The following is a 19,515-nucleotide window of genomic DNA, read 5'->3' as shown; positions in this document are numbered from 1 at the left end:
CGATGGTACTGGATGGAGCCCAAGCTGCAAGTGGCGTTTTGATTACCGCTGATACTCGCCTGCGCCGATGGCTCTAACTCAGCTTAACTCAGCCTCGGCCAGGCTTCGCACGCGTGGAATTAAGGTCGCATCCCAGTGCTGAATTCCCCAATCAAGCAACTCTCGGGGACTCGCATATTCAAGCTCATCGCTGACGGGTTGGCCCAGTGCGCGCAGGGCTCGCAGCAGGAGCGGGGTGGCTTGATCGCTCGGCAGCGGCGGTGAGCGATACGACTTGCCCAACTTGTGGCCGTCAGGCTGGATGATCAGTGGCACATGCAGATAGCGAGGTTGCGGCAGACCGAGCAGTTCCTGCAAGTAAAGCTGGCGGGGCGTGGAGTCGAGCAGATCGGCACCGCGCACGATATCGGTCACATCTTGCCAGGCATCATCGATCACTACGGCCAGTTGATAAGCGTACAGCCCATCTCGGCGACGAATGATGAAATCGCCGACGTCGCGTCCCAGATGCTGGGCAAACGTACCCTGCACACGGTCTTCAAAGCGATATTCCAACTCTGGCACGCGAATGCGTATCGCCGCGTTTTCAGGGGCATGCCCGGCATTGCGGCACAACCCCGGGTAAACGCCGTGACAGTCTTCCAGTTGCTTGCGCGAGCAGGTGCAGGCGTAGGCCAGGCCCTGGCTGAACCAGCGATTCACCACCTGTGCATAAGCCTCATGCCGCTGGCTTTGATTGATCAGCTCGCCGTCCCACTCGAAGCCGTAGCTTTCCAGGGTCTGCAGAATCGCCCCCTGTGCGCCGGCGACTTCGCGCGGTGGGTCAAGATCTTCCATGCGCATCAACCATTGCCCGCTCACCGCGCGCGCGTCGAGATACGAGGCCAGGGCCGCGACCAATGAGCCGAAGTGCAGGTAACCGCTGGGGGTTGGCGCAAAGCGCCCGATATAGGAGGGGGATTTCATGGGGGCGATGTTACTGGAACTCTTTGATCCCGATCTACTGGAAATCAATTGCGCCAGAAACAACAAGGGGCGCCTGAGCGCCCCCTCTGCAGGTCATTTACCGACCTGTTTTTCCTTGATTTCCGCCAAGGTTTTGCAATCGATGCAAAGGTCGGCGGTAGGGCGGGCTTCGAGTCGGCGGATACCGATTTCTACGCCGCAGGATTCGCACCAGCCATACTCATTGTCACCGATCAGTTCCAATGTCTTGTCGATTTTCTTGATCAACTTGCGCTCACGATCTCGAGCGCGAAGTTCCAGGTTGAATTCCTCTTCCTGGCTTGCACGGTCTGCCGGATCGGGGAAGTTGGCCGCTTCGTCCTTCATGTGATCCATGGTCCGATCGACCTCTTGCATCAGCTGCAACTTCCACTTATTGAGGATGCTGATGAAGTGGGCGCGCATGGGGTCGCTCATGTACTCCTCACCCTTACTTATTGCGTAAGGTTCGAAGTCGCGGACTAGCTGGCTGCTTTGCTGCTTTTCTTGGGTGGGCATGAATGGACCGCCTCTCACTCTTCTATCCATTGCGCAGGATTGATCGATCACCGACACCTGCCGGCCCTGCGGCTGCAAGCGGGCGAACTTACCAGATCGAATCGGAGTGCGCTACTCCCGGTTATCGAGCGTATTGCTGCCGTTCGCCTTTCAAGGCCGTGGCGCTTGAGCATGGTGTGTAAAAACACGTTTGAAAAGATGATTTTAGTACCCAGCAAGAGCGCTCGGCAGTTTTATTTTGATCTGAGCGCTGAATCGCTTAATAGTCCGCACGTCATTAAACAGACTCTTGAGCGGGTGGTTGGGTAGAATCAGGCGATTAGTATTTTGACTCTCTTTATCCGAAGGAAGGCTCATGGCTCAGCCCTACAGTGCGCGCAGTCGCGCTATCGAACCTTTTCATGTGATGGCCTTGCTGGCGCGTGCGAATGAACTGCAGGCGGCGGGCCACGATGTCATCCATCTGGAGATCGGTGAGCCGGATTTCACTACAGCTGAGCCGATCATCGCAGCAGGTCAGGCGGCATTGGCGGCTGGCAAAACCCGCTACACCGCGGCCCGAGGCTTGCCCGAATTGCGTGAAGCCATCGCCGGCTTCTACGCCCAGCGCTATCAGGTCACTGTCGATCCGCAACGGATTCTCGTGACCCCTGGTGGCTCTGGCGCGTTGCTGCTCGCCAGCAGTCTGCTGGTCGATCCCGGCAAACACTGGCTGTTGGCTGATCCGGGTTACCCGTGCAACCGGCATTTCCTCAGGCTGGTTGAAGGGGCGGCGCAACTGGTACCGGTAGGACCGGATGTTCGTTACCAACTGACGCCGGATCTGGTGGCGCGGCACTGGGATCAGGACAGCGTCGGCGCGTTGGTCGCATCGCCTGCCAACCCGACCGGCACTTTGCTGCAACGTGATGAGCTGGCGGCCCTGTCAGCGGCGCTGAAAGCGCGTAATGGCCATTTGGTGGTTGACGAGATCTATCACGGGCTGACTTACGGCTGCGATGCGGCCAGCGTGCTTGAAGTCGATGACGATGCGTTCGTCCTTAACAGCTTTTCCAAATACTTCGGCATGACCGGCTGGCGCCTGGGCTGGCTGGTCGCGCCGGAAGATGCCGTGGCGGATCTGGAAAAACTCGCGCAAAACCTCTACATCAGTGCACCGAGCATGGCTCAGTACGCAGCTCTGGCCTGTTTCGAGCCGCAGACCCTGGCGATTCTCGAAGAGCGGCGTGCCGAGTTCGGGCGTCGGCGTGATTTCCTGTTACCGGCCTTGCGCGAATTGGGTTTCGGCATCGCGGTGGAGCCGGAAGGCGCTTTTTATCTATACGCGGACATCAGCGCTTTTGGCGGTGATGCCTTTGCGTTCTGCCGGCATTTTCTGGAAACCGAGCACGTCGCGATAACCCCGGGACTGGACTTTGGCCGTTTTCAGGCCGGCCATCACGTGCGGTTTGCCTACACCCAGAGCCTGCCGCGCCTGCAGGAAGCGGTAGAGCGGATTGCCTGTGGCTTGCGGAGTTGGCAGGGCTGATGCGTTTTTCTCCTGAGCTTGAACACGGCCGTCTGTTGATTCGCTACAAGCGCTTTCTCGCCGACATTGAAACCGACAGCGGCGAAAAACTGACCATTCACTGCCCCAATACCGGTTCGATGTTCAATTGCATGGCGCCGGGCGGGCGTGTCTGGTTCAGTCGTTCAAACGATCCCAAACGCAAGCTGCCGGGCACTTGGGAAATCAGCGAAACCCCACAAGGACGCTTTGCTTGCGTCAACACCGGTCGGGCGAACAACGTGGTGGAGGAGGCCTTGCGCGCCGGGGTGATCAGCGAGCTGAACGGCTTTACCGCGCTCAAGCGCGAAGTGGCTTATGGACAGGAAAACAGTCGGGTTGATTTCCGTCTGGACTACCCGAGCGGGCCGGCCTTCGTGGAAGTCAAAAGCGTGACCCTGGGTTTTGACGACTCGCCGATTGCGGCCTTTCCTGATGCCGTGACCCAGCGGGGTGCGCGTCATCTACGCGAGTTGGCGAGTCTGGCTCGAGAGGGCGTGCGCGCAGTGCTGTTGTATTGTGTCAACCTGACCGGGATTGACGCGGTGCGCCCGGCCGAAGAGATCGACCCGGCTTACGCAGCGGCCTTGCGTGACGCCATTGCGGCAGGTGTCGAGGTGCTGGCCTATGGCGTGCAACTGACCCCGGAAGAGGTCCGTATCGACCGTCGGCTTGAGGTGCATTTGGCGCAGTGAGGGCAGTTGTCTCACGGAACCTGGTCGGTGCGGGGCGGACTGACCCAGATCCCGCTCGGGTCTTCGCGACAGGCAATCGCGCTCAATGATTGCCCGGCGCAAGGCCCGGCCACACATTCTCCGCTTTCAATGAGAAACAGCGCGCCATGGGTCGCGCACTGGATCAGGCTCCCGCTCGCATCCAGAAATTGATCCGCCTGCCACTCCAATGGCACACCGCGATGCGGGCAGCGGTTGCGATAAACGAAGACTTGCCCGTCCCGGCGTACCGCCACTAGTTTGAGTCCATCCAGGTCAAAGCCTCGACTTTGGGCTTCGGTCAGAGACTCTGCGTCGCAGAGAAATTTCATGGTTGGCTCCCATCGCCAATAAGTCCGGCCAGCCCTCTAGTCACCCGTAAAGTGATCGAGCTTGATGCGTAAGTGCAAATGGTTATCAAATGCCTCTCTTGTTCAGAGCGCGGTAGTGTCGCAGCTCCGGTATTCACTGGACAGCCCGGCCGTCATTCTGCAGTCTGAACCGCTCAACGCGGTCTGCGGTCTGCGGTCTGCGGCCTGGAGGTGTTGGTACAACATCACCCGACGCGTGGGTATGCTCTGATCATCGCCCGATAAAAGGCAGGCTCTATGCGTCGTTTGCTCTCGATAGTGGTGCTGACGGTGGTACTGGGTGCGCTGAACGCTTGCCAAGCGACACCTCCGTTGCGGAATATACCGGCTTGGCAAAGCCCTCTTGGGCATGAGCATGTGGATTTAGGCATGATTCGTGATTTAAACAGTGGGCGGAAACTGACAGCGCAGCAACTGGCGGAACGTTTGGCGCAGGCCTCACGGGTTCTGGTGGGCGAACAGCACGACAACCCGGACCACCACGCTTTGCAGCTATGGCTCTTGCAGGTGCTGGCTGATCGGCGCGCGCAAGGCAGCCTGCTGCTGGAAATGCTCAACCCGGACCAGCAGGCGAAGGTTGATGCGCTTCAGGCGGACTTCAAAAAGTCGAATGCCCCCGCTGATCTGCCGGCCGCTCTGGCGTGGCAAAAGGGTTGGGACTGGGCGTTATACGGTCCGATCGTGCGGTATGCCCTGGGGCAGCCCTATCCGTTGTTGTCGGCGAACCTGGACCCCGACGAAATCATGGCGATCTACACGCAACCACCGTTGTTGACTGGCGCGCATTCGACCGCCCCTGCGGTGCGTGAGCAATTGCTGGATCAGATTCGCGAATCCCATTGTGGCTTGATGCCGGAAGAGCACATGCCGGCGATGCTCGCGGTCCAGCAGCAACGAGACCGGCGTATGGCCCAACGGGTGCTCGCAGCTCCTGTGCCCGCGCTGCTGTTTGCCGGCACTTACCATGTGCGCAAGGACATCGGCGTGCCCACACATCTTCTTGATCTGGGCGCCGGCGAGGGCACCGTTGTGCTGCTGTTGGCGCAAGTCGGTGCGCAGGTGGCGCCAGGCTCTGCCGACTACGTGTGGTACACCGCAGCTTTACCTGAGCAGGATTACTGCGCGCAATGGCGTGATCAGCCTAAAAAGCCTTGATCAAAGCCGTCGCCGCCCGCGTTCCCGCGTATTGATTCGGATTTGTCTTTTAGTTCTGTAGTCCCGTTCCCTGTTCAGGGGGCGATCAAGTCTGGAGCATCGGTCTCGTTTATTGTCCCGGCTGGTATGAAAGGGACTGAACAGGATGAAAGAAATGACTTCGCAAGAGGAGCAACTGGCTCGTCAAATGATCGGATTGCTGGATCTGACCTCACTCAACTTCGATGACAACGAAGAGCGCATCATCGGCCTTTGCCAGCGAGCTGTGACGCCCTTGGGAGCCGCGGCGGCGGTGTGCGTCTATCCGCGCTTCGTGCAGTTGGCGCGCCGCACCTTGAATGACCTGCACGCGGATAACGTGCATGTCGCCTCCGTCGTCAACTATCCGTATGGAGGGTCGAACATCCAGTCAGCCATTGCTGAAACCAGGGTTGCCCTGGTCTCCGGTGCCGATGAGATCGATCTGATGTACCCGTACCGCACGCTGCTCACCGGTGATCGGCAAGCGGCGATGGATCTGGTGGCGGCCTGCAAAGCGACCTGCGGTGAACGGGCGATACTCAAGGTCATTCTGGAAACAGGTGAATTGAAAGACCCACAGATCATCCGCAAGGCCTGCATGGACGTCATAGCGGCGGGCGCGGATTTCATCGAGACCAGTTCCGGCAAAGTCAGCGTCAATGCCACGCCACAAGCTGCGCGGATCATTTTGGAGGTGATTGCCGATGTGGGCGGACAGGCTGGTTTCAAGGCGACGGGAGGGATTCGTACCTTTGAGGATGCGCGGATTTATCTCGACCTGGCACGAGCACGCTTCGGCCCTTGTTGGGTCAACGTCAACCGCGTGCGGCTGGGCGCTTCAAGTGTGCTCGATGACTTGCTGACCCGCTTGGGCGTGCTGGCGCCGGGGCGCTAGTGGTGTGGGTTGCCGGGTCTTTTTCACAGGCAAAAAAAGACCCGGCAAAAAGCCGGGTCAATAACCGTGATAAGCCTGATGAGGAGATAATCTGAGGTTCCGAACCAGTGGTCTGTCAAATCATCGACCGGTCTCGCGACCAGCTGGCGATAATCATAACGATTCTCATTTGTATGTCAGCGCCTGCTTTCAAACTATTTTCAACTGCCGGATCCGGTGCTCGAATTTAGTGTCTCTGGCGCGACGAAAGCGCGTCCAACTGCTTGTTCAGAGCTTCTTTGCGCTCGACCGGGATGTCATTCCAATGCATGTCCAGTAGCGCTCCTTCAATGGCATAGAGCAGCACTTTCGACGCCCGAAAACCTCGAGTGCGTACCGCCCTGTAAGCATCCACCGCACCCAGTCGACGTAAATCCGAGGCGCTGTGGATACCCACGGCATGTAGCCATTGGGCAGAGGTCTTGCCGAGGTTTTTCAAATGTTGCAGTTCATCGTTCATCATGCCTCCTTGCGATGGCTGAGCACTGCACTGCGTTTGCCTTGTTGGCAAATCTGAAAGGAGTGTAGCGGGCAGCGGGAAAAAGCGGGGGGCTACTGATTTCGTAGGTGAAACCGCACATAAGCAGGCGTCGCTCATGGAGGATTCAAACCAGGCGGGGAGGGCGCGTCGCAGATCTGTCGAGGGCGTGAATGCCGAGCGACCAAGCCCGCACAGAGCGTGCGGGGCTGAACTATTTATCGATCATTTGGTTCTGTAGCGCAGCCGGGTGCCGAAATTGACTGACATCAGAATTTCATCCGCCGTCAGCTCCACGGGGAAGAATGCCCCGGAGATCTGTGCTTGGCCAAGGCTGGCGCCTTCCATTGCGGTGTGGCGCAAGTCCAGACCTCGCAGGTCCGCCGCACGGAAATACGCGTCCGTGAAGTCAATACCAGTGGCATCCAGTTGACGTAGATCCAACCCGCGGAAATCACCGCCGATAAGATCGATGGTGCCGGTTTTGGGTTTCTCTTGATTGAAGCCAGTGATGTTTTCGTGGTGCAGAAGAGCATACAGCGGGGAGTCGAGCTGCTTGGGCTGGCTCATTGGGCGCCTCCTGTTGGAATCATGACGCCATTATAGTGCCACTATTTTTGAACCGTGAAGCGTTAACTGCTTCACGGTTCAAACAATCGCTTACAGGCCCGGCAAACGCTGACGGATATTGGCCACCAGACTGTCCAGATCGCCGCTGTTATTGGTCTCTACGCGTTTGCTGCGCAGAATCTCATCAGCGCCCAGCGCTTCACGATTGGCTTGCTGCGCTTCGATCACTTGCATGGTTGCGTCGGACGGATCGATATTCTGCGCCTGACGTTGCGCCAACCAGCCTGCGATCACGGCGTGTGGAGCGTTGCAGTCGAGGATCAGGAACGGCGCACCAGAGGCTTCGGCAACCTTTGCGGCGGCGTCACGCTGTTCGCGCTTGAGATAGGTCGCATCGATTACCACCGGGAAGCCTGCGCGCAATACGCTGTCGGCCAGTTGATGCAGATGGGTGTAAGTGGCGACGCTGGCGTCAGCGCTATAGAGGCCACCGTTCTCACTGTTCTCACCGAAAAGGCGTTTGCGTTCGACATCCGAGCGCAAACGAATAGCGCCAAGCGCTTCCACCAGACGCATGGCTACGTGGCTTTTGCCCACGGCTGAAACGCCGTGGGTGATCACCAGAAAACGCGATGGGATGGCGCTGTAGCTTTCCGCCAGATTGGCGTAATTGCGATATTGACGCAGGGTGCTGGCACGCTGCACCGGATCGGCGTCAGCTGGCAGGCTGAACAGCGCAACTTTGGCGCGAACCAGTGCGCGATAAGCTTTGTAGAAATTCAGCAGTTCCAGGCCCTGATAGTCGCCGGTCAGCTCCAGATACTGGCTGATGAAGCGGCGTGACAAGGATTTCAGCCCACGGTCTTCCAGGTCCATTGCGAGGAACGCGATGTCGGCATAGACATCGGTGAACCGGAAGGGCTCGTTGAACTCGATGCAGTCGAAAATCACGACCTTGCCGTCGATCAGTGTGGCGTTGCCCAAATGGATGTCGCCGTGGCATTCGCGAATGAAACCATCTGCCTTGCGCTGGGCGAACAGACCTTTAAGCCGTTCGAAGCTGGATTGTGCCCAGGCTTGCAAGGCTTCCAATTGCTGCAAATCGGCCTTGTCGCTGATCAGCGGGCGGATTTGTTCGAAGTTTTGCAGGACCGGCGCCATCACACTGTCAGGCGTGCCTTGTGCATGTTCCAGTGGAACGTGTGGGGCGCTGATGTGGAACTCGGCAATCTGTTTGGCCATCTCGTCGATATGCGACGTGGTCAATTCGCCATTGGCCTGCAAGGTGCTGAGCAGCTGGCTTTGCGGGAATTGGCGCATCTTCAGTGCGTACTCGATTACTTCACCATCGCCGCCCAATTGCGGCGCCTCGGCACTACCGGTAATCGGCAAAACGTCGAGATACAAATCGTTAGTCAGGCGTTGGTTCAAACGCAGCTCTTCGCCACAAAAGTGTTCGCGTGCCGGCAGGGTGGTGAAATCGAGGAAACCGAAATTCATCGGCTTCTTGATTTTGTAGGCGTAGGGGCCGGTGAGCAGCACCCACGAGATATGCGTCTCAATGACCTGAAAACTGTCGACCGGGTGCGGATAGAGGGCCGGGTTTTGCAGGGCGGCAATCAGGGATTGGCTCACAGGCGATCCTTTAAGGGGTTGAAAATCGAGGCGGCCATTATGGCGGCTGATGGCTGTGCTGCAAACCGCCAGAAGGGTGTCTGCCGATGAGCGATAAAGTGCGTATAATCCGCCGCCATGACTCGTACCCGCACTCCTCGTACTCCCCCAAAACGCGCCTCTGGCGGTCTTCGCACCTGGTTTGGCTGGGCTTTGAAGCTCGGACTGGTCGGCCTGGTGGTGTTGGCTGGCTTTGCGGTTTATCTCGATGCCGTGGTCCAGGAAAAGTTTTCTGGCAAGCGCTGGACGATTCCGGCCAAGGTTTATGCGCGCCCGCTGGAGCTGTTCGTCGGACAAAAACTTTCTCAGGTAGATTTCCTGACGGAGCTCGATGCCTTGGGGTATCGCCGTGAAAGCGTGGCCAACGGTCCCGGTGCGGCAGCGGTGAGTGGTACCAGCGTCGATCTCAATACCCGCGGCTTCCAGTTCTATGAAGGGACAGACCCTGCGCAGAAAGTGCATGTGCGTTTTTCCGGCGATTATGTGGCGGAATTGTCGGCGACCAATGGTTCGAAATTGTCGGTCGCACGTCTTGAACCCCTGTTGATCGGCGGACTTTACCCGGCGAATCTCGAAGATCGCATCTTGATCAAGCTCGATCAGGCACCGCCTTATTTGCTTGATACGCTGGTCACGGTCGAAGACCGGGACTTCTATCACCACTTCGGCGTGTCGCCCAAGTCGATTGCTCGGGCGTTCTGGGTCAATGCGTCTGCCGGACAGATGCGCCAGGGTGGCAGTACGCTGACGCAGCAGTTGGTCAAGAACTTCTACCTGACCAGCGAACGCAGCCTTAGTCGTAAACTGACCGAGGCCATGATGGCAATGCTGCTGGAGGTGCACTACAGCAAACAGGAAATTCTCGAGGCGTACCTCAACGAGGTTTTCCTCGGCCAGGACGGACAACGCGCGGTGCATGGTTTCGGTCTCGCCAGCCAGTATTTCTTCAGTCAGCCGCTGTCCGAACTGAAGTTGCATCAGGTGGCGCTGCTGGTTGGCCTGGTCAAGGGGCCATCCTATTACAACCCGCGGCGTAACCCTGAACGCGCAATGGAGCGCCGCAATCTGGTGCTCGATCTTCTGGAACAGCAAGGCGTGGCGACGCCGGAAGTCGTCGCTGCGGCCAAAAAGATGCCGCTGGGCGTGACCAAGACCGGCAGTCTGGCGGACAGCTCGTTCCCCGGCTTCCTTGATCTGGTCAAGCGTCAGTTACGTGAAGACTACCGTAACGAAGACTTGACCGAAGAAGGGCTGCGCATCTTCACCAGTTTCGATCCAATCCTGCAGGTGAAGTCTGAAGCAGCGGTCAGCGAGACGTTCAAGAAGCTGGCCGGTCGCAAGGGTGGCGAGGATGTGGAAGCGGCGATGGTCGTGACCAACCCGGAAACCGGCGAAGTCCAGGCTTTGGTCGGTAGCCGCCAAGCCGGGTATGCCGGGTTCAACCGGGCGATCGATGCCGTACGTCCGATCGGATCTCTGGTCAAGCCAGCCATCTACCTCACGGCCCTCGAGCGTCCAAAGCAGTACACCCTGACCAGTTGGGTGGCCGATGAGCCGTTCTCGGTCAAAGGCGCCGATGGTCAGGTGTGGACACCTCAGAACTACGACCGCAAATCCCACGGGAACATTTTCCTGTACCAAGGGCTGGCGCATTCCTACAACTTATCCACGGCGAAGCTGGGGCTTGAGCTGGGTGTGCCGAATGTGTTCAAGACCCTGGCGAAGTTGGGCGTGACCCGCGAATGGCCAGCGTATCCGTCGATGTTGCTGGGTGCGGGCGGACTCAGTCCGATGGAAGTGGCGACCATGTACCAAACCATCGCCAATGGTGGCTTCAATACGCCGATGCGCGGTATCCGCAGCGTACTGACCGCCGAGGGCGAACCGCTCAAGCGTTATCCGTTCCAGATTCAGCAGCGCTTCGATCCGGGCTCGATTTACCTGGTACAAAATGCGATGCAGCGCGTCATGCGCGAAGGTACTGGCAAGTCGGTTTATAGCCAACTGCCGAGTTCACTGAATCTGGCGGGTAAAACCGGCACCAGTAACGATTCGCGTGACAGCTGGTTCGCGGGTTTCAGTCAGGATTTGCTGGCTGTTGTCTGGGTAGGCCGCGACGATAACGGCAAGACACCGTTCACCGGTGCCACCGGCGCGTTGCAGATATGGACCAGCTTCATGCGCAAGGCCGACCCACTTCCGTTGGATACGCCGATGCCGGACAATGTGGTTCAGGTCTGGATCAATGCCAGTACTGGTCAAGGTTCCGATTCGACCTGCCCGAACGCGGTCCAGATGCCGTATATTCGCGGCAGCGAACCGGCACCCGGCACAGCATGTGGCGGTACCCCGGCACCGGCTGATTCTGTGATGGATTGGGTCAAGGGCTGGTTGAACTAAGCAAAGAGGATGTGAAGTGAATAAGTGGTGGATTCCTGCTTTAACGGCTCTGGCTTTGCTTAATGGTTGTGCCAGCGTGCAGCGTGGCTCAATTCCGGTGGAGGATTCCGGTAGCAAGGTTTCTAACAGTGAGCGTCTCCAGAGCAAATCTAAAAATGCTTATCGGCCGAACACTGCTCAGCAACCGCAGGTCGTTCCGCAAGATTCCGGCGTGACGGTGATGGTGCCTGGAGGCGGCAGCTCGGCTCCGATTCAGAGTTACCCGGCGCCGACTGGGGCACCTCAATTCAATACCAGTCCGATCGATACGTCGCCGATCAACACGGCGCCGATCAATTCTGTACCGATGAATAGCGCTCCCATGAACTCTGCGCCGATGAATACTGACAGTTACAACGCTCCAGCGCCGGTAATGCCGAGTGGTATTCCAAGTGGCGGCGGCTTGTCTGCGGACGAAGAGCTCGATGGTCCGGTCCTGTCATTGCTTACGACCGCTCAGCAGCAGCAGTCCAGCGGCGACCTCAATGGTGCGTCGTCGAGCCTGGAGCGCGCCCAGCGCGTGGCGCCGCGTGAGCCACAAGTGCTTTATCGTCTGGCGCAAGTGCGTCTGGCTCAGGGCGATGCGGCACAAGCCGAACAACTCGCTCGTCGTGCTCTGACTTACGCCAATGGTCGGCCAAGTCTGCAGACCAGCCTGTGGGGTTTGATCGCCCAATCGCGTGAAAAACAGGGCGATGCGGCAGGCGCGGCACTGGCGCGGCAAAGAGCCGGGGCCAGCTCCTGATGGATAAACGCTTTCCTCAAGTGGCTGAGCAACTGCTGCTGATCGAGCGTGAATTGCGTGTGCAGGGTTGGTGGAGTGAGTCGCCACCCAGCGCGCAGGACTTGGCCAGTCGTGAGCCGTTTTGTGTTGATACGCTGGCGTTCGATCAGTGGTTACAGTGGGTTTTTCTGCCGCGGATGAAAGTCATCCTCGAGCAGAATCTGCCACTGCCCAATGCATCAGGCATTCTGGAAATGGCCGAGATGGTCTACGCGAGCCGCCAGCATGAGGCCCGTTTTCTTCAGCAACTGCTGGCTCAGTTCGACCGATTGATTACCGAGGCCACTTAAGAGACGCTGGCGCCCGGCGTCTCTATTGGCAGTTGTCCTTAATGGTTTTTTCGGTTTCGGCAATGCGCGCTTGGCGCTCCTCCTCGGTCAAGCGCCTCACTTCCCCCTTCACTTCCTCGTGTATGCGCGGATTGTTCTGATACTGGGCGAGATTGGTCCTCACGTCTTCGCAATATTTCGCGCGTTTGGCCTCTTGATCCGCAATCAGTATTTTGACTTTGGCGTTTATCGCCTTCTGGTTGCCTTGTGCGTTACCTTTCGGCGGAGATATCGCGGGCGATGGTGGCGATGGTGGCGCCTGCTGGACACTTATCTGTTGCGCTGACTGGCCTGTGGGCGGCTGCGCATCAAAATGAGTCTGACCTTGGGCGTCGACCCATTTGTAGATCTGGCCGGCCTGGCTGGCGGGGCTCAATGAGAGCAGCAGAGCGGCCGCTAAAATCCTGCAACGCATGGTGCTTCCTTTAATGGCTGTGCACCCGGCAACCTACCATAAGTGTGTCGCTGGAGCCGTCATCCAGTGATTTTTCATGCAGTTAGTCAGAAGAAAGCGCACGGATGACTTGACTTAGCGAGGTCGAATCACAACAATCCAAAGTTCGCTGTAGACGGACTGCCAGAAGCAGGCCATCTCGGTAGATCATGAGGCGCACATCCGCGTCGACCTGTAACACCCGCAACGCGTTACCTCGCGCTGGGTGGGAAAGCCCCGCAACACTTTGGGGACCTCCCAATACTTGCTCAGTCAGTGCTGACGTAGTCGGCGACCACCGTCGCTCATGCTCTGCTAGCAGTAAACCTATTAAGACCCGTCCCTTTGGTGGGCGGTATTCTGGCGTTTTAGAGGTGGACAACGTGGAGCTTTTATCTGGCGGGGAAATGATCGTCCGCTTTTTGCGTGACGAAGGCGTCAAGTATATCTATGGGTACCCGGGTGGTGCCGCATTGCATATCTACGATGCGCTGTTCAAAGAGCCGGCTGTTCAACATATTCTTGTTCGTCATGAGCAGGCTGCCACGCATATGGCCGACGGCTATGCGCGGGCGACCGGCAAGGCTGGCGTCGTACTGGTGACCTCCGGTCCTGGCGCGACCAACGTCATTACCGGTATCGCCACGGCGTACATGGACTCGATCCCGATGGTGATCCTGACCGCTCAGGTGCCAAGCAATATGGTCGGTACCGATGCATTCCAGGAAACCGACATGATCGGTATCTCCCGGCCGATCGTGAAGCACAGCTTCATGATCAAGCACGCGTCGGAAATCCCTGAAGTGCTGAAAAAAGCCTTCTATCTGGCGCAGTCCGGCCGGCCTGGTCCGGTCGTGGTCGATATCCCGAAAGATATGACCAACCCGGCCGAGAAGTTCGAATACGTCTTTCCGAAAAAAGCCAAGCTGCGTTCCTACAGCCCGGCGGTTCGTGGTCACTCGGGCCAGATCCGCAAAGCCGTGGAAATGCTGTTGGCGGCCAAGCGGCCGATCATTTATGCCGGTGGCGGCGTCATTCTGGGTAACGGCTCCGCACCGTTGACCGAGCTGGCGCAACTGCTGAACGTGCCGGTCACCAATACCTTGATGGGCCTTGGCGCTTATCCGGGCACCGATCGCCAGTTCCTCGGCATGCTCGGTATGCACGGTAGCTACACCGCCAACCTGGCCATGCACCATGCCGACGTGATCCTGGCAGTCGGGGCGCGTTTCGATGACCGTGTGATCAACGGCCCGGCGAAGTTCTGCCCGACCGCCAAGATTATCCACATCGATATCGACCCGGCTTCGATCTCCAAAACCATCAAGGCCGACGTACCAATCGTAGGTCCGGTGGAAAGCGTGTTGACCGAGATGGTCGCCACCCTCAAGGACATCGGCGAAACCCCTAACAAGGAATCGGTCGCCAGTTGGTGGAAGCAGGTCGAAGAATGGCGCGGTGGTCGCGACATGTTCCCTTACAATAAGGGTGACGGCAGCATCATCAAACCGCAGACCGTGATCGAGACGCTCAGCGAAGTCACTCATGGCGACGCGTTCGTCACCTCCGACGTGGGTCAGCACCAGATGTTCGCGGCGCAGTACTACCGCTTCAACAAGCCGAATCGCTGGATCAACTCCGGTGGTCTGGGCACGATGGGCTTCGGTTTCCCGGCAGCCATGGGCGTCAAGCTCAGCTTCCCGGATGCGGACGTCGCTTGTGTGACCGGTGAAGGCAGCATCCAGATGAACATTCAGGAGCTGTCGACCTGCCTGCAGCATGATCTGCCGGTGAAGATCATCCTGCTCAACAATGGCGTGCTCGGCATGGTTCGTCAGTGGCAGGACATGAGCTACGGTGCGCGTCACTCGCATTCCTACATGGAATCGTTGCCGGACTTCGTCAAACTGGCTGAAGCCTACGGTCACGTCGGTATGCGCATCACCGATCTGAAAGATTTGAAGCCGATGATGGAGCAAGCGTTCGCCATGAAGGATCGCCTGGTGTTCATCGACATCAAGGTCGACGCCAGCGAGCACGTCTATCCCATGCAGATCAAAGACGGCGCCATGCGCGATATGTGGCTGAGCAAGACGGAGCGGACCTAACATGCGGCACATCATTTCCCTACTGCTGGAAAACGAACCGGGTGCATTGTCGCGGGTTGTAGGTCTGTTCTCGCAACGTAACTACAACATCGAAAGCCTGACGGTGGCGCCGACCGAAGACCCGACCTTGTCGCGTCTGACGCTGACCACGGTCGGACACGACGAAGTCATCGAGCAGATCACCAAAAACCTCAATAAACTGATTGAGGTGGTCAAACTGGTCGATTTGTCCGAAAGCGCACACATCGAACGCGAACTGATGCTGGTCAAGGTCAAGGCCACGGGTGCCCAGCGCGCCGAGATCAAGCGCACCACGGATATTTTCCGTGGGCAGATCGTTGACGTAACCAGTAGCGTCTTTACCGTGCAACTGGCAGGGACAAGCGACAAACTGGACAGCTTCATTCAGGCCATTGGCACTTCTGCCATCCTGGAAACAGTACGCAGTGGCGTGACGGGTATTGCCCGTGGCGACAAAGTGCTGAGCATCTAACTCATTTTGACAATGGCCTGAACGGCCAAGATAACAGGGGAATTTCATGAAAGTTTATTACGATAAAGACTGCGACCTTTCGATCATCCAAGGCAAGAAAGTGGCCATCATCGGTTACGGTTCTCAAGGTCACGCTCAAGCGTGCAACCTGAAAGACTCCGGCGTAGATGTCACTGTTGGTCTGCGCAAGGGTTCGGCTACTGTCGCCAAGGCTGAAGCTCATGGCTTGAAAGTAACTGACGTTGCTTCCGCTGTGGCCGCTGCTGACCTGGTCATGATCCTGACTCCGGATGAATTCCAGTCCCAGCTGTACAAGAACGAAGTCGAGCCTAACCTGAAGCAGGGCGCAACCCTGGCCTTCTCCCACGGCTTTGCGATCCACTACAACCAGGTTGTACCTCGCGCTGACCTCGACGTGATCATGATCGCGCCAAAAGCACCGGGCCACACTGTGCGCTCCGAGTTCGTCAAAGGCGCTGGTATCCCTGATCTGATCGCTATCTATCAGGATGCATCCGGCAACGCCAAAAACGTTGCGCTGTCCTACGCTTCGGGCGTTGGCGGCGGCCGTACCGGTATCATCGAAACCACGTTCAAAGACGAAACCGAAACCGACCTGTTTGGCGAACAAGCCGTACTGTGCGGCGGTACCGTTGAACTGGTCAAAGCTGGCTTCGAAACCCTGGTTGAAGCAGGCTACGCGCCAGAAATGGCTTACTTCGAGTGCTTGCACGAATTGAAGTTGATCGTTGACCTCATGTACGAAGGCGGTATCGCCAACATGAACTACTCGATCTCCAACAATGCTGAATACGGCGAATACGTGACTGGCCCGGAAGTCATCAACGCCGAATCGCGTCAGGCCATGCGCAATGCCCTGAAACGCATTCAGGACGGTGAGTACGCCAAGATGTTCATCAGCGAAGGTGCTACTGGCTATCCTTCGATGACTGCCAAGCGTCGTAACAACGCTAACCACGGCATCGAAATCATCGGTGAAAAACTGCGTTCCATGATGCCTTGGATTGCAGCGAACAAGATCGTCGACAAAACCAAGAACTGATTTCAGCTTCTAAGGTTTTTGTTGTAGGAAAACGCGGCTTCGGCCGCGTTTTTTCGTTATGGCAGCACGCTTCTGGTATAAAGCTGCATCGTTTGATAACGAACCCTCGTTGCAAACATCTGTCGAAACTCTCCACCCCGTTGCAAGGTATTGTCCATGAGCGAACGTCCCGAAGAGCCAAACCAGGCCTCTGACGCCGAAAGCCTGCTACCGATCGATGAGCATATTGAAGAAGGGCATGATGCCGAGGGACGCAAAGTCCGGCATCGCGGTATCTACCTGCTGCCTAATCTGTTCACCACCGCGAATCTCTTTGCTGGCTTTTACTCGATCATCAGCTCGATGAGTGCTCAGAGTGCGTTGAGTGCGGGAGACCCGGTGGGGGCGAGCAAGTATTTTGCTTTCGCTGCGATCGCTATTTTCGTCGCCATGGTGCTTGACGGTCTTGATGGTCGCGTCGCACGCATGACCAACACTCAGAGCGCTTTCGGTGCCGAGTACGATTCGCTGTCCGACATGGTCGCTTTTGGCGTCGCGCCGGCCTTATTGGCGTTCGGCTGGGCATTGGGTGATATGGGTAAGGTCGGCTGGATGGTTGCCTTCATCTATGTTGCAGGCGCGGCACTGCGTCTCGCCCGCTTCAATACTCAGGTAGGCACGGCCGACAAACGCTACTTCATTGGTCTGGCCAGTCCGGCTGCGGCGGGCGTTGTGGCAGGAACCGTCTGGGCTTTCAGTGACTACGGCATCCAGGGTTCGAAAATGTCGTTCCTGGTCGCCTTGCTGGTTGCGGCCGCAGGCATGCTGATGGTCAGCAATATCAAGTACAACAGCTTCAAGGAGCTGGATCTCAAGGGGCGCGTGCCCTTTGTTGCCATCCTTGCTGTTGTGTTGGTATTCGCGGTCGTCTTCAGTGATCCGCCGCGTATTTTGCTGCTGATTTTCCTCGCATATGCGGCTTCCGGGCCGGTGCAATACCTGTTGCTGCTGCGTCGTCACAAATCGGCCGAGTGATGTAATTTCCCCCATACTGCGCAGTCTATTGGTGCACTAGTCCCCATAGCTGCGGAGTCTTCATGTTAATCAAGCTGCCTTCGGCATCCGGCTGCAAAGAGTCGGATGTCACGCCTGAGTCCTTTTATCTCTCCCGTCGTGCACTGCTCGGCAGCTCTCTTGCCAGTCTGGCCGTCAGCGCTCTGCCGCGCTGGGCCAGTGCCGCTGATCCTTCGCCTTATACTGATGTTGAACACGGTGCGGCACCTGCCTGGTTCACAGAAAAACTGCCCGATACGAAATGGCAGGCGGTCATCGTCAAGGGTGAAGCGATCACACCGTTCAAGGATGCGACCCACTACAACAACTTTTATGAGTTCGGGACCGACAAGGGTGATCCTGCGCAAAATGCAGGCGCTTTTAAAACCGAGCCGTGGAGTGTGGTGATCGATGGTGAGGTTGGAAAGCCGGGGCGTTATGCACTCGAAGACTTCATGAAGCCCTATCAACTGGAAGAGCGGATCTATCGACTGCGCTGTGTCGAAGCCTGGTCGATGGTCATCCCCTGGATGGGCTTTCCTATTTCGGCGTTGCTTAAACAAGTGGAGCCGACGGCCAAGGCAAAATACATCCGCTTTGAAACGCTTCAGGACCCCAAGTCGATGCCGGGTCAGCGTTCCAGTTTTGCTCTGATCGATTGGCCTTATGTAGAGGGGCTGCGTCTGGATGAGGCGATGAATCCCTTGGCGATTCTCGCGGTGGGGATGTACGGGCGGGAGTTGGCCAATCAGAACGGCGCACCGTTGCGCCTGGTGGTGCCGTGGAAGTACGGCTTTAAAAGCGTGAAGTCCATTGTGCGGATCAGTCTGGTCAGCGAACAGCCGAAAACCACCTGGCAGAGTATTGCGGTGAGCGAGTACGGTTTTTACGCCAACGTGAACCCCACTGTGGATCATCCGCGCTGGACACAAGCGCATGAGCGTCGTCTGCCCAGTGGGCTGTTCAGTCCGCACATTCGGCAGACGGAGATGTTCAATGGGTACGGGGAGGAGGTTGCCTCCTTATATACCGGTCTGGACCTGCGGAAGAACTACTGATGCGTTATCCATTCTGGCGCGTTGGCGTGTTTCTCGCGGCGTGCGTTGCGCCCATCTTGTGGTTGTATCAGGCCTGGATTTTTGCCTTGGGGCCTGATCCCGGCAAGGTCCTTGTCGATCGTCTCGGGCTCGCTACCTTGATTCTGCTTCTGATCACCTTGGCGATGACCCCTTTGCAGAAGTTGAGCGGATGGCCGGGCTGGATTGCGGTCCGTCGGCAGCTGGGGTTGTGGTGTTTTGCTTATGTAGTCCTGCACGTGGGCGCTTATGCGGTGTTCATCCTGGGATTGGATTGGTCCCAATTGGGTGTAGAGCTGGTCAAGCGGCCCTATATCATCGTTGGCAGTCTGGCATTTCTTTGTCTGTTGTCGTTGGCTGTTACCTCGAATCGCTACAGTCAGCGTCGATTGGGTGCGCGCTGGAAGAAGCTTCACCGTCTGGTTTACGTGATTCTTGGGCTGGGATTGTTGCACATGCTTTGGATCGTTCGGGCTGACCTTAAAGAGTGGTCTCTCTATGCGGCGATCGGGGCGGTGCTATTAACCCTGCGAATCCCGGCCATTGCGCGGCGGATTCCACGTCTAAAGGCTCAAAAAGTACTTTCTGTAACAAAAGCCTGAATTAACCCTTGACGTAAGTTTCGTTGCGCCTATAATTCGCCCCACTTCCGGAGCAGATGAAGCGGAAAACTCCTTGGTAATCAAAGAGTTAGTCGAAGTAAAGGGCGAGGAAGAGCTTCGATCAAGTAGATCGGAAGCGGTGAAAAAGGTGGTTGACAGTGGTTTGAAACGCTGTAGAATTCGCCTCCCGC

Annotated in this window: 20 protein-coding genes; 13 read left to right on the top strand and 7 right to left on the bottom strand. The window is 57.4% G+C overall.

Translation table 11 applies throughout. The features are described 5' to 3' along the window. Positions 1–78: 78 nt before the first annotated feature. Both gluQRS and dksA read right to left on the bottom strand, forming a co-directional pair. Positions 79–966, bottom strand: coding sequence for a tRNA glutamyl-Q(34) synthetase GluQRS (gene gluQRS / locus AC1MEE_RS21455; RefSeq protein ID WP_480411558.1), 888 nt, complete (start codon positions 964–966; stop codon positions 79–81). 93 nt (positions 967–1,059) lie between these two features. Continuing rightward, the gene (gene dksA / locus AC1MEE_RS21450; protein ID WP_480411557.1) at positions 1,060–1,503 is read right to left on the bottom strand and encodes an RNA polymerase-binding protein DksA; all 444 of its coding nucleotides are present in this window, start codon (positions 1,501–1,503) and stop codon (positions 1,060–1,062) included. Between the two features lie 355 nt (positions 1,504–1,858). On the opposite strand from dksA, the gene AC1MEE_RS21445 reads away from it, so the two are divergent. Further along, the gene (locus AC1MEE_RS21445) at positions 1,859–3,031 is read left to right on the top strand and encodes a pyridoxal phosphate-dependent aminotransferase (protein ID WP_480411556.1); all 1,173 of its coding nucleotides are present in this window, start codon (positions 1,859–1,861) and stop codon (positions 3,029–3,031) included. Then, positions 3,031–3,744, top strand: a complete 714-nt coding sequence (sfsA, locus tag AC1MEE_RS21440) for a DNA/RNA nuclease SfsA (RefSeq protein WP_480411555.1) — start codon at positions 3,031–3,033, stop codon at positions 3,742–3,744. Before AC1MEE_RS21445 ends, sfsA begins: the two co-directional genes overlap by 1 nt. A gap of 11 nt (positions 3,745–3,755) precedes the next feature. On the opposite strand, the gene AC1MEE_RS21435 is transcribed toward sfsA, so the two are convergent. Then, on the bottom strand, positions 3,756–4,094 hold the full coding sequence (locus AC1MEE_RS21435) for a Rieske (2Fe-2S) protein (protein WP_480411554.1): 339 nt from the start codon (positions 4,092–4,094) through the stop codon (positions 3,756–3,758). Between the two features lie 276 nt (positions 4,095–4,370). Here AC1MEE_RS21435 and AC1MEE_RS21430 point away from each other — a divergent pair, with 276 nt between their 5' ends. Beyond that, the gene (locus AC1MEE_RS21430) at positions 4,371–5,288 is read left to right on the top strand and encodes a ChaN family lipoprotein (protein ID WP_480411553.1); all 918 of its coding nucleotides are present in this window, start codon (positions 4,371–4,373) and stop codon (positions 5,286–5,288) included. A 145-nt stretch (positions 5,289–5,433) separates the two neighbouring features. After that, entirely contained in the window at positions 5,434–6,204 is a 771-nt protein-coding gene (deoC, locus tag AC1MEE_RS21425) for a deoxyribose-phosphate aldolase (protein ID WP_480411552.1), read from the top strand. Positions 6,205–6,430: 226 nt separating this feature from the next. Here deoC and AC1MEE_RS21420 read toward each other — a convergent pair whose 3' ends face one another. From AC1MEE_RS21420 to AC1MEE_RS21410, 3 genes are all read right to left on the bottom strand, one after another. Beyond that, positions 6,431–6,703: a TfoX/Sxy family protein gene (locus AC1MEE_RS21420; protein ID WP_480411551.1), complete on the bottom strand. Its 273-nt coding sequence runs from the start codon at positions 6,701–6,703 to the stop codon at positions 6,431–6,433. Between the two features lie 243 nt (positions 6,704–6,946). Continuing rightward, on the bottom strand, positions 6,947–7,291 hold the full coding sequence (locus AC1MEE_RS21415; protein WP_480411550.1) for a pentapeptide repeat-containing protein: 345 nt from the start codon (positions 7,289–7,291) through the stop codon (positions 6,947–6,949). A gap of 90 nt (positions 7,292–7,381) precedes the next feature. After that, positions 7,382–8,926, bottom strand: a complete 1,545-nt coding sequence (locus AC1MEE_RS21410; protein ID WP_480411549.1) for a bifunctional aminoglycoside phosphotransferase/ATP-binding protein — start codon at positions 8,924–8,926, stop codon at positions 7,382–7,384. A gap of 117 nt (positions 8,927–9,043) precedes the next feature. Between AC1MEE_RS21410 and mrcB the strand changes: the two genes are divergently transcribed. The 3 genes from mrcB to AC1MEE_RS21395 are packed head-to-tail and all read left to right on the top strand — an operon-like array spanning position 9,044 to position 12,478. After that, complete coding sequence (gene mrcB, locus AC1MEE_RS21405; RefSeq protein WP_480411548.1) at positions 9,044–11,365, top strand: penicillin-binding protein 1B; 2,322 nt, start codon at positions 9,044–9,046, stop codon at positions 11,363–11,365. Between the two features lie 16 nt (positions 11,366–11,381). Next, complete coding sequence (locus tag AC1MEE_RS21400; protein ID WP_480411547.1) at positions 11,382–12,149, top strand: tetratricopeptide repeat protein; 768 nt, start codon at positions 11,382–11,384, stop codon at positions 12,147–12,149. Further along, positions 12,149–12,478, top strand: coding sequence for a YqcC family protein (locus AC1MEE_RS21395; RefSeq protein ID WP_480411546.1), 330 nt, complete (start codon positions 12,149–12,151; stop codon positions 12,476–12,478). The genes AC1MEE_RS21400 and AC1MEE_RS21395 overlap by 1 nt, the downstream gene beginning before the upstream one ends. A gap of 22 nt (positions 12,479–12,500) precedes the next feature. On the opposite strand, the gene AC1MEE_RS21390 is transcribed toward AC1MEE_RS21395, so the two are convergent. Beyond that, entirely contained in the window at positions 12,501–12,932 is a 432-nt protein-coding gene (locus tag AC1MEE_RS21390; RefSeq protein WP_480411545.1) for a DUF4124 domain-containing protein, read from the bottom strand. Positions 12,933–13,333: 401 nt separating this feature from the next. On the opposite strand from AC1MEE_RS21390, the gene AC1MEE_RS21385 reads away from it, so the two are divergent. From AC1MEE_RS21385 to msrQ, 6 genes are all read left to right on the top strand, one after another. After that, a complete protein-coding gene (locus tag AC1MEE_RS21385) occupies positions 13,334–15,058 on the top strand; it encodes an acetolactate synthase 3 large subunit (protein ID WP_480411544.1) in 1,725 nt (574 codons plus the stop codon). Position 15,059: 1 nt separating this feature from the next. Continuing rightward, positions 15,060–15,551 (top strand): acetolactate synthase small subunit, encoded by a 492-nt coding sequence (gene ilvN, locus AC1MEE_RS21380; RefSeq protein WP_480411543.1) that lies wholly within the window; start codon positions 15,060–15,062, stop codon positions 15,549–15,551. A 46-nt stretch (positions 15,552–15,597) separates the two neighbouring features. After that, complete coding sequence (ilvC, locus tag AC1MEE_RS21375; RefSeq protein ID WP_480411542.1) at positions 15,598–16,614, top strand: ketol-acid reductoisomerase; 1,017 nt, start codon at positions 15,598–15,600, stop codon at positions 16,612–16,614. A gap of 156 nt (positions 16,615–16,770) precedes the next feature. Next, positions 16,771–17,628, top strand: a complete 858-nt coding sequence (pssA, locus tag AC1MEE_RS21370) for a CDP-diacylglycerol--serine O-phosphatidyltransferase (RefSeq protein WP_480411541.1) — start codon at positions 16,771–16,773, stop codon at positions 17,626–17,628. Positions 17,629–17,690: 62 nt separating this feature from the next. Further along, on the top strand, positions 17,691–18,704 hold the full coding sequence (gene msrP / locus AC1MEE_RS21365) for a protein-methionine-sulfoxide reductase catalytic subunit MsrP (protein ID WP_480411540.1): 1,014 nt from the start codon (positions 17,691–17,693) through the stop codon (positions 18,702–18,704). Next, positions 18,704–19,324 carry a protein-methionine-sulfoxide reductase heme-binding subunit MsrQ gene (gene msrQ, locus AC1MEE_RS21360; RefSeq protein WP_480411539.1) on the top strand — a complete coding sequence of 207 codons (621 nt, stop codon included), beginning with the start codon at positions 18,704–18,706 and terminating at the stop codon, positions 19,322–19,324. Before msrP ends, msrQ begins: the two co-directional genes overlap by 1 nt. Positions 19,325–19,515: the final 191 nt, after the last annotated feature.

The organism is Pseudomonas sp. ASL3 (genome assembly GCF_056680425.1).
Note: the sequence above shows the minus strand (reverse complement) of the source record. Positions and strands in the feature narration are given on the sequence as shown.